This is a genomic window from Desulfosporosinus youngiae DSM 17734, from assembly GCF_000244895.1.
Taxonomy (GTDB): domain Bacteria; phylum Bacillota; class Desulfitobacteriia; order Desulfitobacteriales; family Desulfitobacteriaceae; genus Desulfosporosinus; species Desulfosporosinus youngiae.
Window position 1 is genome coordinate 4,907,163 of the sequence record NZ_CM001441.1, and the last position, 14,364, is coordinate 4,921,526.

Genomic DNA, 14,364 nt, shown 5'->3' on the forward strand with positions numbered 1-14,364 from the left:
AGTGAACTCATCGTACGTAGAGGCGGTAAAAGCCCACAAGACGGTGCGGGGACAGGTCGCCACGGTTTCACAAGGTACTACCCGGAGGTTTGGCACGAAAGTGTCCGGTGGACAGTTTCGCCGAAGCGGCTATCTCCAAAGAATACTTATCCGCTGAAGGTAGCTCCCGCGCCGGTGAGTGGGCGAGCCTCGGAGTGCTGAGTGACGAAGACACTGTCTTCGCACGAATTAGCTTTTCTTGCAGGATGTGCGAGAAGCTGCCCGTCCCGAGGAACCTTATTTTCATCCTCTGATGGTGCCGTAGCAGCGGCATGGAAAGTTACTACTCTAAATAATCCTTTAGCTTTTTACTGCGACTTGGATGACGCAATTTACGCAAAGCCTTGGCTTCAATTTGACGAATACGTTCCCGGGTAACCCCAAATTCCTGTCCAACTTCCTCCAAAGTCCGTGTCCGCCCATCATCAAGCCCAAAACGCAGCCTAAGCACTTTTTCTTCCCGCGGAGTTAAGGTCTCGAGAACTTCTTCCAGCTGTTCCTTTAAAAGAATGAACGAAGCAGCCTCTGCCGGTGCCGGAGCATCGTCATCGGGAATAAAATCGCCCAAATGGGAGTCTTCCTCTTCGCCTATAGGGGTCTCCAGGGATACAGGCTCCTGAGCAATCTTCATGATTTCACGTACTCGTTCGACTGGAATATCCATTACCTTGGCAATTTCTTCCGGAGCCGGCTCTCTTCCCAATTCCTGCAATAACTGCCTTGAAACCCGGATAAGTTTGTTGATCGTTTCAACCATATGCACAGGAATTCGGATGGTCCGAGCTTGGTCTGCAATGGCGCGTGTTATCGCCTGGCGAATCCACCAAGTAGCGTAGGTACTGAACTTGAACCCTTTAACATAGTCAAATTTTTCGACGGCTTTAATCAAACCAAGATTGCCTTCCTGAATCAAATCCAAGAAGAGCATTCCCCGCCCCACATAGCGCTTAGCGATACTGACGACAAGCCGCAAGTTAGCCTCCGCTAAGCGTCGCTTAGCTTCCTCATCGCCTTCTTCCATTCGCTTTGCTAATTCAATTTCCTCATCTGCTGAGAGCAAAGGCACTCGTCCGATTTCTTTCAGGTACATGCGAACAGGATCATCGATTCCCACGCCCTCCGGCACGGAAAGATCCACTTCCGTCTCTTCCTCGACGTCTTCTTCCGGGTCCTCTATGATATCATCATCGTCATCAACTTTAACACTATTTAAAATTTCCAGTTCAACTTCCTCAGGCTCCGGCACCACATCTATTCCCATGCGTCCAAGTTGTTGATAGATATCATCAATTTGATCCGCGGAAAGTTCAATACCTTGAAGAGCGTCCATAATCTCCTTGTAAGATAGAGATCCCTTCTTTTTTCCTTTCTGAATGAGGGCTTGGACGTTATCGATCATCTGATTTTCGTTCATCTGTCCCCCACCTTCCCTCGGATCCTTTTTTGGGGTGCCTATAACCTTACTATTTGCCACGTTTCAACCGCTCTCCTATCTCTTTCAACAGAGCCATAGCCCCTGCCATGTCACCGGATTTTTCTAAAGCTGCCATACGGGCTTGAAGATCTTCAACTTTTTCTTCTGCTTGAGTAGAAAGAATTCCTTTGATACAATCTTCTAGAAGCCGCTCAGATTGGGATATATCAAACTCTTCCAGGAGCAAGCTGGCCAAACGGCTTTGAACCATTTCTTCGCTATGCACAGGCAATCTGCCCTCCTGATTGAGATAATCAAAGATTTGTTGATGGGCCGGCACTTTCCAAAAGGATTCTCCCAGCTCAGCCCTGATTCTCGGTAAATAAGAAATATCTTCTATAAGCAAACGTAAAAGCATACGCTCTGTTCGATAAACCCCTAAATAGACCGTTGGTGCAGGGGATACGGCATCGCCTTTACAAATAGTTGCATCCTTAATATTATCTCTATTTTTTCCAGAACTAACCTGTTTTTGATGAGAATATTCCTGTAAATATTCATTTTTAGGTTTTTTATTTTCCAGCCTTGCAATTTCACGTTGTACCGCTTCTAAAGTAAGGCCAAGTTCTAAACTTAAAAACCGTTCGTACCCCTCTCGTTCGATTGGACTATTAACCTTTACAATGTCAGGAGCAAGCTTCACGACTAATTCCGCTTTTTCCTGAATGCTCTGTGGCGGCGCTTCCTTGACCATCGTCCGATATTTGAACTCAACATAGCTCAAAACCTGGCTTAATGCTTTTTCAAAGTTTTCCACACCATAACATTTCAGGAACTCATCAGGATCTTTCGCACCTGTTAAGGTTGCGATATCCAAGCGCATTCCGGCATTTCGAAGAATCTCTCCCCCTCTTAAGGCGGCTTGGATTCCCGCTGCATCGGAATCATAGAGTAAAACGACACGCTCTGTATAACGTCTCAAAAGTTTCGCTTGATCCCGTGTTAAGGCTGTCCCCAAAGAAGCGACAGCATTCGGATAACCTGCTTTCTGGAGCGCAATGACATCCATATAACCTTCAACTAACAGGGCAAAACCTTTTTCACGTATTCCTTGATGCGCACGATGCATCCCATAAAGGTGATGACCCTTGTTGAAAAACGCAGTCTCCGGCGAATTTAGATATTTAGGAAGCGAATCATCCAAAACCCGGCCGCCAAATCCTATGGTGTGGCTTCGCCGGTCAAGAATACTAAAGAGGACGCGGTTACGGAAACGATCATAATATCCTCCGCCTTTATCCGGTGCTCCTCTTTCTAAGGCTAGCCCATTCTCTGCTAATTCATGCGGCTGAATCCCTCGTTCCTGCATGTAGTTTAATAACCCATCCCAGCGCTCTGGGGCATAACCTAAACGAAAGCCTTTCATCGTATCAGGATCAACTCCACGCTTTGTGAAGTAACGTCTTCCAGGTTCGCCTTCAGGCGCATTTAATAAAAGCTCATGAAAGTAGTTGGCTGCCAATTCGTGGATTTCTTCGAAGCGCCTTCGACGTCTATTTTCTTCCCGTTCACGCGGCGAGAGTTCTTTCTCCGGAAGGGACACGCCGTATCTCGAGGCTAAGTTCTGAACACTTTCAACGAAGGACCAATTCTCTCGTTTCATGAGAAATGAAAAAACATTCCCTCCGGTGTTGCATCCGAAACAATAAAATATTTGTTTCTCGGGGGTTACAGTAAAACTGGGGGTTTTTTCCGAATGAAACGGACAAAGTCCCAAATAATTCTTCCCCTTGCGCTGCAGGCTGACATATTCAGATATAACCTCAACGATATCCGTGCGCGATCGCACTTCCTCGATAACCTCTTCCGGCATAAATTGTTGATGAAGTCTATTATCCACGTTTCTTGCGCCTTTCAGTTTTCAGCCACATATTGTTTATTTTGTCAACCCTTACTGTATACATTTCTTTCGCCGAAACTTCATAAAATCCTCTTTTTTTGTTCTTCATTCGGTGAAACTGTTTTCAGGAAGGGTAAAATACGCTTATCCAATTATATTAATTCTTCTTTTTTAGCGATAATACCTGCTTGCTTCGACATTTTTTTGCATTTAATATTTAGTCTTCAACGTCTATCTTGTGATTAAAAATCATCAACTCACCCTTTCGCACATCTGAAAAGCATGATAATATGAAGAATAAACAACATCGGCCTTCGTTCAGAATCAAGGCCTGCATATCATGATTGCGTGAGCTTTAATAAAGAACTTTATGAGAAAGGTAGATAGTATATGTATAGACGATCATTTGTAACTGTCATTTTCACGATCTTTTGCCTGGTCTTGGCCGGCGCCTTTCTAACAGGGTGTAATACCAAAACACAAGCTGAGAAACCACCGGCTGGTGAAACAACCCCCCCAACTCCTCCGGTTGCGGAAAACCCTAAGCCTACCCCTCAAAATGTGGAATTAACCCTATATTTTCCCAATTCAGATGCCAGTGGATTAATCCCTACAAAGCGAACAATAGAACTTACGGATCAAGAAGTGATTAACGCAATGTTTATTGAGTTGGGCAATCCCCCTTCAGGATTAGAAAAACCACTTCCTTCCGGAACCAAGCTTCTGGACGCGACCGTCAATGCTGATGGAGTAGCAACCATTAATCTCTCCGCAGACTTTAAAAAGAACTTCGGAGGCGGTTCTGCCGGTGAACAAATGACGATGTATAGTATCGTAAACACGCTGACAACCCTTCCAAACGTTCAAAGTGTTCAATTTCTTTTGGAGGGCGAGAAACACGATGGCATTCTAGGTCATTTAGACACCAGAGACCCAATTAAACCTAATGCCAGCCTAATTATAAAGTCCTAGTCTGACAGGTGCATCCATTTGTTGTAACCTTATTTTACTTCTCTTAATCAAAACTTATACTTTATTCATGGTATATATTACAAAAGTGGCTGAGATTTACTCTCAACCACTTTTTTCACGCTCCCCTGCTCTGACCCTGATCATGTACAAGACACTTACTTCTCACTTTCGCGGCACAAATACACTCTGAAATAGATCAATGGCGTAATTATCGGTTAATCCGGATATGTAGTCTACAACCGCCTGAGTTTTGTCGCCACCCGCCCAAACCAGAAAGTTCTGAGGCAGCTTTGAGATATCCCGACTATAATAGTCAAAAAGAGCTTGAACAATGTACTGTCCTTTTCGCCGCTCTTCGCGTAAGGCCGAACTATTATATACCCTTGTAAACATAAATTGCCGAAATTCCTGCATAGCATTATAGATCTCTTTGGACTGCTTAATATGATCCTGGCCCCAGGATGCCTCAATCATGTCAACCACCATTGTGGTAATCATCTCACTTGGTTTCACACCCAGCATCTGCTTAACTGTCCCGGGCAAGTCATTTTGAGTCAACAAGCCGGCCCGCAGAGCATCATCATAATCATGACAAAGATAAGCAATCCTGTCACCTGTTTTTACTATTTGTCCTTCTAACGTTTTAGGTATCCCCTCTCCCGTGTGATGTAAGATCCCATCGAGAACCGGCTCTGTCAAATTTAATCCCTGACCATCATTGGCCAATACCTTTAGGATGCGAATGGATTGTTCATTATGTTCAAAATGGTTAATGATTAGCCTTAAAGCTTCTTCTCCCACATGTCCAAAGGGGGTGTGCCCCACATCATGACCCAAAGCAATTGCTTCGATGAGGTCCTCATTCAATCCCAGTCCCCGGGCAATAGTCCGGCATATTTGAGAGACTTCCAGGCTGTGCGTCATGCGAGTCCGGTAGTGATCTCCCGCCGGAGAAATATAGACTTGAGTTTTATGTTTAAGGCGGCGAAACGGTTTGCTGTGCAAAATCCGATCTCGATCCCGTTGGAACCTCGTGCGAATCGGGCACTCTTCTTCTGTCCGTTCACGTTTGGCATCCTTGCTTTTCGCCGCGTAGAGCGAAAGACGCTCTCTCTCTTCTCTTTCAGTCCTTTGACGGATGTTCTGGATTCCGCTCATCTCGACTTACCCCCTTGTCATCTATAGTTTAACACACTGCTCGGGTAAATTCGTGTCGACAGAAGAAAATCACCATCTCACAATATGATATACCGGAACAACTATTGGAAGACTGCCCCCACTGTTAAACGGCAATGTTTAATACATCAACTTAGCAGGCCAGCTGAAATTTGACAAGCAAAATAGGGTACTGTCTCCTAAAATCACTAAGAGACAATACCCTGGCCAAATTTTATACAGCCCTTTAAAGCCTTGGTACCTGATAAACTATTACGAATTACGCGTCCTCACGGAATCAAATAGTGCATCCCTTGTTTTAAATTAATAATTTTCTGTTCTCACTTCGAAGTAGCTCTGAGGATGCGCGCATACAGGACATACCTCAGGCGCTTTTTTACCCATTACCAGATGTCCGCAGTTACGGCATTCCCACATAGTTTCATCCGCTTTTTCAAACACTTTTTTCATTTCTATATTATTAAGAAGCGCACGGTATCTTTCCTCATGAGCCTTCTCGATTTTTCCAACCATTCTAAATTGGGCTGCAAGAGCAGCAAAACCTTCTTCTTCCGCATCCTTGGCAAAATGTTCGTACATATCTGTCCACTCGTAGTTTTCTCCTTCGGCCGCGTGAAGCAGATTTACTGCAGTATCCCCAAGTTCGCCAAGAGCTTTGAACCAGAGTTTGGCATGCTCTTTTTCATTGTTGGCAGTTGCCTCAAATATTGCAGCAATTTGATCATAACCTTGTTTTTTAGCTACGGACGCAAAGTAAGTATATTTATTTCTGGCCTGAGATTCTCCTGCAAATGCTTCTAATAAATTCTTCTCCGTTTTCGTTCCTTTAATACTCATAGTACCCTCTCCTTTAATTTCGTTGGTTGATTCTGTTTTTTTCAAACGCTTAAGTAAGGTTTCCGCTGCTTCAACCGGAAAATCCTTTGGCGGTTTATTAAGCATCCCTTCTAATAAATTTCTCACTTCTTCACTCTGGGGAAGCATATATCCGGACTCCCTAATTAAGTCCTCAGCCATAAGCCTATTGGATCTTGATATGGCCTCGGCAAATTGACGAGTGATGGCATTTTCGCTTGTCTTTGCAATATCAGCGGCTATACGCTCTTGCCCGGCTTTGATTTTGGCTAAGGTAAGCAAAGCATTGACCACATTATCTGCCTTTGGCTGCTGGGGGGGATATTCGTCAGGAAGAAGCGAAATTGCTCCCGACGGACAAGCATCAACGCATTTTCTGCATCCTTTTAGGCATTTATTCACATCAATTATACTATTTTCCGTGTCCGTTGCGCCTGTTGGACAAACATATAGACACATACAGTCTTTTGTACATAATCTGATGTTTCTTACTGCCGGCATAATCTCATCTCCTCCCTATTTGTGAAATTTTGAAATTCGGTACTTTACAAACAGGGCAGACTTCGGGCAAATCATTGCCTGCATATATAAAACCACAAATATCACATACATAGAATTTTGTGGCTTCAAATACTGCTTCGCCTTCTTTTTCATATCTGTCCAGGAGGGAGTTTACCATTCTGCTCACTTTTTCGCTCCATACCAGCGCTCTTAATGCCCCCCTGTCTGCTTTCGCCGATGCTGACGAGTTTGCTTTAGAATAACTTTCTGCTAAATCAGTTTTTAAAAGCTCAGCCACATCCCGAAACCTTTTTCCGCCTTGCGAAACAACCTTGCCCTTGTAATAATCGGCGAGTTGATAAAACAAATCCATTTCTTCTGTCAGGCGCTGTTTCTCGCATCCTTTGGCAAGATTAGAACACAGTACACTGATTTCACCGGCTGTAAGCTCCCGTAGGTTCTCAAAGTCCTCATCTTCCACAGTTTCCTGAGTCTCTACACTACTGTTTTCTTTCACTTCATTGTTTTTTTTCGCTTCCTCAAACACTGTTTTTGGCGCGCCGCACCAGGGACAGGTAAAATCATGGGGAATATCCTCCCATTTGGTTCCCGGAGCAATGCCTTTTTCCGGCAGTCCTGCAGCTTCATCATATGTATAGCCACAAATTGTACATTTAATTTTTTTCATTTGCCTCCTCCTTATATTAGAATTATCACAAGTTATAAAAACTTATAGCCATACCCCAAGAAAACTATTTTCTATTCCAAATACTCTTTTGTTTCCTAGGTTCTCATATCATTATTTAATAAATACAAATAAGGAATAATTACTATATTTAATTTATATCATCTGATGATCTTTTGTCAAGGTGTAAATTTGAAAAATTATCCTAAGAAACCTTATCCTTGCTTTATTCTACAGAGTCTCCCAATTTCCCCCAGGATACCCTACTACTTGCGTTCACAAGTCTTGGTCATATTATTCGGATTAACAACCCCACATCATTTTCTGCCATAAATGACTTCCCTTAATCCTTTCTTCAATATTCAAAAAACTACACTATGCCACTATATCATCCAAATCTACTTGATAATACGCACCCTCAAACATCAAAGTCCGGGTGCGTTTATCATATACCATAAAGTTTTGACCAATATTTTCAGCGGAACCCTTTTGCCAAAGCTCTATACCATAAATATTTGTTTCCTCCTGAGGAACCCATTCCGTTAAAGCCTCTTTTATCCGTTTAACTCCATCCGTATCCTGATAGATTAAATTCTCAGGCCTTAAAGAATCCACTAATATTTGAAAATCCTCAGGAGTCAAAAACCGTTTCTTTTCTTCAGCCCCATTTTCCCTATTTATCGTCACGGAATTTATAACTCTGGCCATAGCTTAATATTTTTGAGTACCATTTACCATCTATCTCATAACGAATCCACATTGTCAGATAGGAAGAATCCATTCGTTGTTCTTCGCTGCTGACGGCCTCCTTTAATTCCATTTTCCGAATACCCTTGCCAAAATCATCCAAAAGAGGCTCTGTGAAGAAAATGGATTTAGCTACACCGGTCGCTGACGATGTACCGACAGCAAACATAAGCGAATCCCCTTCTCTATCTGTTCTGATTGTAATTTCCTTAGGGGTAGTAGCTTCCGCCTTGTGCACCAAACTGACAGCATGGACTCTAAAGACACCGGCAATCACCAAGGGAACTATGATCAACAAAGAAATAGCTGTTAAATAGCTTTTTTTATAAAGCTTAAAGCTCCTTTTTTCCAGCACAACATTAAATAATAGATAAGCTGAAATGGCAAATATTGCTGCCCCCATAATATTTACATAACTATCCGGAAGGTGGCGGGCGTTAATCGGCGGTAATAGTTTCAATAGATTATTTCGAATAAGGTCGTGCAAGAGGGAAATGCTCAGGTAATACCCCAAAAAACCTGCTCCCAATAATGTGATAATTTTATCCCTTAAAACTTTAGCCATTCTTCCCGCCTCCTAATACTTCCTTGATATATTCCAGCTTTTCAGGTGAAATCTGATAAGCTCTGCCATTTCTCACAATCATTTCACCACTATCCCGATTCAAGTAAATGGGAATTGTTCCTCCTCCGGAAAAGTCTGCCAAAATTTCGTAACCATCTTTCTCCCGGGGATAGATCTTCCTTTCAACTTCCTCCGCTTCAGAGATTATAGTCACTAACTTAGAATATTTTTCATCTCTTAAGGCCTCTTTATCGATTCTCACCAGCCAAGATGTACTATTTTTCTCTGCAGTACAAACGGTCATGGCTTTAATCCCCTCAAGGTTCTCAATTTTGCCTAAAGCATGGTTATAGGTGCCGTACAGAATACCTGTCCAAATCAAGAAAATAATTGACCAAGTTACAAGGAACTTAATAATATTCTTGCGGCGGAAAACCCTTTTATCACTCAAGAAATAACCAATCACTACAGCAATAAATGACGCAATAATAGCTGGGGTTATGGTGGCTGCCAAAAATTCAAGGATGGGGTGGTAGGGAAAAAAGCCCATCTCTCCTTGATAAAAATAATTCATCCTTTCCCTAAGCGGTAAGGCATTTCCCGAGAAAAAAATACCCAGAGCAAATTCCGCTAATTTATAGGGCAAAGCCATCATGGCTTTTGTTAAGAGAAAATCATCTCTGGTATAAAACCCGGAAAATAACCCTATGCTAAATCCCAACAAGCCATATAGGGTAATTCGTCTCATTCCTTTTATCCTGGCCTTTATTCTGCTAACTAAGACTTCGTCATCCACCTCCAATGGCTTTATTTCTAAACTCAGCTTATTATCAAGGTATTTATCTAATTCTTCCTGACATTCCGGGCAGCTCTCTAAATGTTTTTCCGTGGTCTCCAACTCCTTTTGAGGGAGCTTTTCTTCCAAATAGTCTTTTATTTTTTCTCTATATATACAGGCCATTTTTAAAGTTCCTCCATTTCTTCATAAATTTTCTGAAACTCTCTTCTTCCTCTAAAAACACCTACTTTAACAGTGTTTAACTCCGTTTCCGTAATATCGCTTATTTCTTTATAGGATAGATTCTGAATATCCCGTAGAATTAAAAGCATCCGATATTTTTGACTCATCTTATTTAAGGTTTTTTGAATAAGCTCCTTGGTTTCAATATTGACTGCATGTTCTTCCGGGCTCATACCCTTATCCTCTAATTCCTTAGCAAAAAGTTCTATATTTTCAATTGCCACTTTCCTCTTTTGGGCTTGAACATAGTCAAGATATGCATTCCTGGCTATTTTGTAAATCCAAGTCTTAAAACTAGACCTGTTCTCAAATTTGGCAATATTTAAGTACACCTTTAAGAAAACATCCTGACATATTTCCTCAGCTGCCGGCTTATCTCCGGCAAGATAAACAATATAAGTGAATATGGGGTTTTTATATTTCTTATATAAAGCAGAAAATTCAGCATCCAACATGACTCTTTCCTTTCACAGGTTACGGGTAACCCTCTTTCACAATTATAGACTGTTTTGTCTGTTAAAAAGTTACACAAAAAATAAAGGACTATCTCCTAAAATCACAAAGAGATAGTCCCCATCGTTTATTTGCTGTCACTCTATACTCTTTTTGTCTTTTAAAAGCAGCTCTGCTTAGCCGCGTCTCTTGATCAATACCCTTTCAATAAATATCTTGGTAATTTCGGGATCGAACTGTGTACCGACGTTTTTTTCAATTTCGATCATAGCTTGTTCTTCACTCATTGCATCGCGGTAGGGCCGTTCACTTATCATTGCATCGTAGGCGTCAGCCAGAGCAATAATTCTTGAAACCCTGGGAATTGCCGCACCCTTTAATCCTTTAGGATAACCGGCACCATCCCATCGTTCATGATGTGCCAATATACAATCGGCCAGTTCTAACATGTCAAAGGATGAACTAAGTATTCTGTAGCCGATATCCGGATGTTTTTTAATTTGTTCCCACTCTGTTTCTGTAAGTTTGCCAGATTTATTGAGTATACCTTCATCAATTGCAATTTTTCCTATATCATGAAGGAGACCCACAACTTTGAGTCTACTTACTTCAATTTCCGAGAAACCAAGAGCCTCACCTATCTTTTGGCATAATTCACTTACTCTTTTAGAATGTTGTTCTTCTCTTGGATTCTTTTCATGCAGGGTATTAATTATTGTGCTGATCGTATTACCCCTCATGCCTTCATTTTCAATAATTTTATGTTTATACATAGAGTCCTCAACATTTTTCAAAACTTTTTGTATATCTTCATCCATCGTTTTCTTTGTATCCCAACCCAATGTGATACTGACACGAATAGAGTTTACATATTCGTTATCACTTAGATCTTTTATTCTGTTGACGATTTCCTCTGCTTCTTCTGTTTTTGTTTTTGGCAGAAGAATGACAAATTCATCTCCCCCCCAACGTGCCACTATATCCTCTGTTCTGCACGCCCTCCGGATGGCTGCGGCTACTTTCTGTAAAAGCAGGTCACCCGTGTCCTGACCAAAGGCATCATTGACAAGCTTTAGCCCATTTACATCCCCCATAATTATGGAAATAGGCAGATTATTTTCAATGTCCAATCTCTTAATTTCTTCTTCATAGAATCGTCTATTATAAAGCCCGGTTAAAACATCATGATAACTTAAATAGCGATTTTCGGCTTCCCTTTTTTTACGGTCGGTGATATCTCTCACTATGCTGAGAAGAACTCTATTATCTCCTAAGAAGGTCCCTTGCGAACTTACTTCAACATTAATAAGAGTCCCATCTTTTAGGTAATGAACCGTTTCAAAAATAATTCCGCCTTTATCTGCAGCTTCCATTTGCTTAATTATATAAGATTTGTTTGAATGCCTTAAATCGGAAATATTCATCGCTGAAAACTCTTGATATGTGTAACCATAAATTCTCACCGCAGCGTCATTAGCTTCGAGAATATTTCCTTCTTTATCTATGAATAGCATGGCATCATTAGCCCTTTCAGCAAGAATCTGATATTTTTGCAGCCTTTCATATAATAATTTTCGCTCGGTGATGTCAATTCCTATTCCGGCAAAATATTGTTTGTTATCAATAGTTACCGAACTGGCAGTAAAGTATATAGGAATTTTTGTGCCGTCCTTTTTTTGCAAATCTGCCTCGGCTTCTCCAAATCCAGTCTGGTTAACTCGGCGGATTCCTTCCCTAACAGCCCTTTGACTCTTTTCATCTCCTTTATACCAATCCAATAAATTCATGTGAGCTAGCTCTTCCGAGGTATACCCAGTCATCTCCTCGTGGTTCTTGTTCCATCTCACCAACTTGCTTTTATCATCGTAGAGATAAATCATCCCCGGAACACTATGGAATAGAGCATCCGTAAAAACTCTTTCTTTATGTAATTCATTTTCTGCCTGTCTTTTTTCGAGAATCTCTTCTTCCAATATAGAATTCATATCCTGCAACTGGATCGTACGCTCTATCACTCTATTTTCCAACGCTTCATTCAATTTCTTAATTTCTTCTTCAGCATGATGACGCTCAATAATTTCTTCCTCAAGTATTGCATTAACTTCTTCCAACTCCGCATTGCTCTCTTCAAGTTGTGTCGTTCTGCGTTTTACTCTTATTTCCAGTTCTCTATTTATATTATTAATTTCTGCTTCATTAAGTAGTTTTCTGTTTATTTCATGAGTTAGAGCAATATTTTTAATGATATACTTCGATAGCTGCCCTGCATACTGAAAGAGAAACTCACATACATGCTCAAATTGCAATTTAGACATGCGTTTGACCTTGAGTAATTCATTTTTATAAACCTCGCGCTCGACTCCAATTACATCCGCGTATGTCAATAAATCTTCAATTTCATAGTCTTCATCGAGTACTTGTCCAATTAACCAGTTGGCGATATGCTTACCATCAACTATAATACTTGCACCGCCATCAATAAGCCCACCACTTAAGCAGCGTTGGATCTTGGGAGCATCCTTGTCAGGACTACCGATAATTGAATCCGAGATCAGGCAATTTCTAAGACCTATTTCAGTTTTTCGAATTATTTCGTTGCATAAACTGCAAAACCCGCTTGGTTCAGTGATTGGTGTTCCATCCGGCTCTGTAATAATTGATGCGACACCCGTTGCAGCAGAAAATAAATCCTGAATTTTCTGAATCTCATCCAAATCGAAAAGCTCGGAAAATACATAGTTCGTTATATCAAGATAATCCCCAGATGTGAACGTTTGTTCCATACTATTACACCTTACCTTTACTGAGATAACAATAACTTAATCTCTTTACTATTAAATGGCTTCGCTAATATGGCCAAACCTTTCCCTTTTCCATAATACAAATTATACCAACAAAAAATAACATCTTTATTACATATTTATTGCAAAACGACAATAATAATATCTTGACATTTATTCAGAACTATGTTCCGAATTTATATCCCACACCCCTTACGGTCTTTATATAGATCGGACTGCTTCCATCCGGTTCAATTTTCCCTCGTAAACGCATGATCAACGTCGTCACAACAGCAGGGTCTTGAGAATAGTCGCTATTCCACACTTGATTAATTAACTGGTTACGAGTAAAGACCTGTTTAGGATTACTCGCTAATAACCATAACAGGTCGAATTCCTTAGAAGTTAATTCGATGACAATTTCATTCTGCTTCACTGTTCTTGCCTTATAGTCAATGATTAAGTCCCCCACTTTTAAGACCTCTCTCTCTTCTCTAATTCTCATATTGTCAGTCCGCCTTAAGATTGCTCGTATTCTGAGGAGCAGTTCCGCACTGTCAAAGGGTTTTGCCAGAAAATCATCCGCACCTAAGGTTAGCCCTAATACCCGATCCAGTACATCGTTCTTAACAGAAAGAAAAACTATGGGCACAGGATTCGTTTCTCTTATCTCTTTGCAGACATCAAATCCATCTTTCCCAGGCATCTTAATATCCAGCAAAACTAAATCCGGTTCAAATTCTGCAACTAACCTATGAATTTCCTCATCTGTCCAAACCTTAACACAATAACCCTCTCGGGATAGAAATCCTTCCAAAAACTTTTGAATCATAGGCTCATCATCAATCACTAAAATCCTGTACATAAAATCCCGCCTTATAATACTTCATGGCAACAGGCCTGCACACTTAACCAGATCTAATCCAATCTTAATTAGTCTATTTCAATTTTAAATCGAGTGACGTGAAAAACATTTCAGCGTAGGATAAAACACATGGTTAGATTAATTCAAAGATTTAATTCTATATAATAATCCTTTTCTTCGATATAAGAAGAGCGCTCGTTCCCGCTGGATTAGGATCTCAATTTCCTCATCCAACTTCGCGATGCGCTCATGGTCAAACTCAGTGAATTTTTCTTTTCCAGCTTTCGTTTTAATCACCCAAACCTTGAATCCGATCGGCATAAAGCTGTCAAACGCCCTTACAAAGAGATCCTTAAGGGTCTGTTCTTGGACCCTGCCAACGTTAGAAGAG

At 41.1% G+C, this 14,364-nt stretch carries 12 protein-coding genes; 1 reads left to right on the forward strand and 11 read right to left on the reverse strand.

Annotated elements, in window-relative coordinates; translation table 11 throughout:
- Positions 1 to 322 precede the first annotated feature (322 nt).
- Positions 323 to 1,513: an RNA polymerase sigma factor RpoD gene (rpoD, locus tag DESYODRAFT_RS22790; RefSeq protein ID WP_007786686.1), complete on the reverse strand. Its 1,191-nt coding sequence runs from the start codon at positions 1,511 to 1,513 to the stop codon at positions 323 to 325.
- Positions 1,503 to 3,326, reverse strand: a complete 1,824-nt coding sequence (dnaG, locus tag DESYODRAFT_RS22795; protein WP_085938803.1) for a DNA primase — start codon at positions 3,324 to 3,326, stop codon at positions 1,503 to 1,505. Before dnaG ends, rpoD begins: the two co-directional genes overlap by 11 nt.
- A 417-nt stretch (positions 3,327 to 3,743) precedes the next feature.
- Between dnaG and DESYODRAFT_RS22800 the strand changes: the two genes are divergently transcribed.
- Positions 3,744 to 4,325, forward strand: coding sequence for a GerMN domain-containing protein (locus DESYODRAFT_RS22800; protein ID WP_007786690.1), 582 nt, complete (start codon positions 3,744 to 3,746; stop codon positions 4,323 to 4,325).
- Positions 4,326 to 4,487: 162 nt separating this feature from the next.
- Here DESYODRAFT_RS22800 and DESYODRAFT_RS22805 read toward each other — a convergent pair whose 3' ends face one another.
- The 9 genes from DESYODRAFT_RS22805 to DESYODRAFT_RS22840 all read right to left on the reverse strand — a co-directional run bounded on the left by DESYODRAFT_RS22805 (position 4,488) and on the right by DESYODRAFT_RS22840 (position 13,973).
- Positions 4,488 to 5,483: a deoxyguanosinetriphosphate triphosphohydrolase gene (locus DESYODRAFT_RS22805; RefSeq protein ID WP_007786691.1), complete on the reverse strand. Its 996-nt coding sequence runs from the start codon at positions 5,481 to 5,483 to the stop codon at positions 4,488 to 4,490.
- 321 nt (positions 5,484 to 5,804) lie between these two features.
- Positions 5,805 to 6,338: a rubrerythrin gene (rbr, locus tag DESYODRAFT_RS30085; RefSeq protein ID WP_042340030.1), complete on the reverse strand. Its 534-nt coding sequence runs from the start codon at positions 6,336 to 6,338 to the stop codon at positions 5,805 to 5,807.
- Positions 6,339 to 6,861: 523 nt separating this feature from the next.
- Positions 6,862 to 7,545, reverse strand: a complete 684-nt coding sequence (locus DESYODRAFT_RS22815; RefSeq protein WP_007786695.1) for a rubredoxin — start codon at positions 7,543 to 7,545, stop codon at positions 6,862 to 6,864.
- A gap of 372 nt (positions 7,546 to 7,917) precedes the next feature.
- Entirely contained in the window at positions 7,918 to 8,229 is a 312-nt protein-coding gene (locus DESYODRAFT_RS29395; protein ID WP_007786697.1) for a hypothetical protein, read from the reverse strand.
- Positions 8,216 to 8,854 (reverse strand): hypothetical protein, encoded by a 639-nt coding sequence (locus DESYODRAFT_RS22820; RefSeq protein WP_007786699.1) that lies wholly within the window; start codon positions 8,852 to 8,854, stop codon positions 8,216 to 8,218. The genes DESYODRAFT_RS29395 and DESYODRAFT_RS22820 overlap by 14 nt, the downstream gene beginning before the upstream one ends.
- Positions 8,847 to 9,815 carry an anti-sigma factor family protein gene (locus DESYODRAFT_RS22825; protein WP_007786700.1) on the reverse strand — a complete coding sequence of 323 codons (969 nt, stop codon included), beginning with the start codon at positions 9,813 to 9,815 and terminating at the stop codon, positions 8,847 to 8,849. Before DESYODRAFT_RS22825 ends, DESYODRAFT_RS22820 begins: the two co-directional genes overlap by 8 nt.
- A gap of 2 nt (positions 9,816 to 9,817) precedes the next feature.
- Positions 9,818 to 10,330: an RNA polymerase sigma factor gene (locus DESYODRAFT_RS22830; RefSeq protein ID WP_007786702.1), complete on the reverse strand. Its 513-nt coding sequence runs from the start codon at positions 10,328 to 10,330 to the stop codon at positions 9,818 to 9,820.
- 174 nt (positions 10,331 to 10,504) lie between these two features.
- Positions 10,505 to 13,111, reverse strand: coding sequence for a PocR ligand-binding domain-containing protein (locus tag DESYODRAFT_RS22835; RefSeq protein WP_007786704.1), 2,607 nt, complete (start codon positions 13,109 to 13,111; stop codon positions 10,505 to 10,507).
- A 181-nt stretch (positions 13,112 to 13,292) separates the two neighbouring features.
- Complete coding sequence (locus tag DESYODRAFT_RS22840) at positions 13,293 to 13,973, reverse strand: response regulator transcription factor (protein ID WP_007786705.1); 681 nt, start codon at positions 13,971 to 13,973, stop codon at positions 13,293 to 13,295.
- Positions 13,974 to 14,364: the final 391 nt, after the last annotated feature.

Excerpts from the sequence above, each read along its gene's own strand:
- DESYODRAFT_RS22820 (WP_007786699.1), bottom strand. The coding sequence starts at position 8,854 with ATGGCTAAAGTTTTAAGGGATAAAATTATCACATTATTGGGAGCAGGT.
- DESYODRAFT_RS22840 (WP_007786705.1), bottom strand. The coding sequence starts at position 13,973 with ATGTACAGGATTTTAGTGATTGATGATGAGCCTATGATTCAAAAGTTT.
- DESYODRAFT_RS22815 (WP_007786695.1), bottom strand. The coding sequence starts at position 7,545 with ATGAAAAAAATTAAATGTACAATTTGTGGCTATACATATGATGAAGCT.
- DESYODRAFT_RS22800 (WP_007786690.1), top strand. The coding sequence starts at position 3,744 with ATGTATAGACGATCATTTGTAACTGTCATTTTCACGATCTTTTGCCTG.
- DESYODRAFT_RS22825 (WP_007786700.1), bottom strand. The coding sequence starts at position 9,815 with ATGGCCTGTATATATAGAGAAAAAATAAAAGACTATTTGGAAGAAAAG.
- dnaG (WP_085938803.1), bottom strand. The coding sequence starts at position 3,326 with ATGCCGGAAGAGGTTATCGAGGAAGTGCGATCGCGCACGGATATCGTT.
- DESYODRAFT_RS22805 (WP_007786691.1), bottom strand. The coding sequence starts at position 5,483 with ATGAGCGGAATCCAGAACATCCGTCAAAGGACTGAAAGAGAAGAGAGA.
- DESYODRAFT_RS22830 (WP_007786702.1), bottom strand. The coding sequence starts at position 10,330 with ATGTTGGATGCTGAATTTTCTGCTTTATATAAGAAATATAAAAACCCC.
- rbr (WP_042340030.1), bottom strand. The coding sequence starts at position 6,338 with ATGAGTATTAAAGGAACGAAAACGGAGAAGAATTTATTAGAAGCATTT.
- DESYODRAFT_RS22835 (WP_007786704.1), bottom strand. The coding sequence starts at position 13,111 with ATGGAACAAACGTTCACATCTGGGGATTATCTTGATATAACGAACTAT.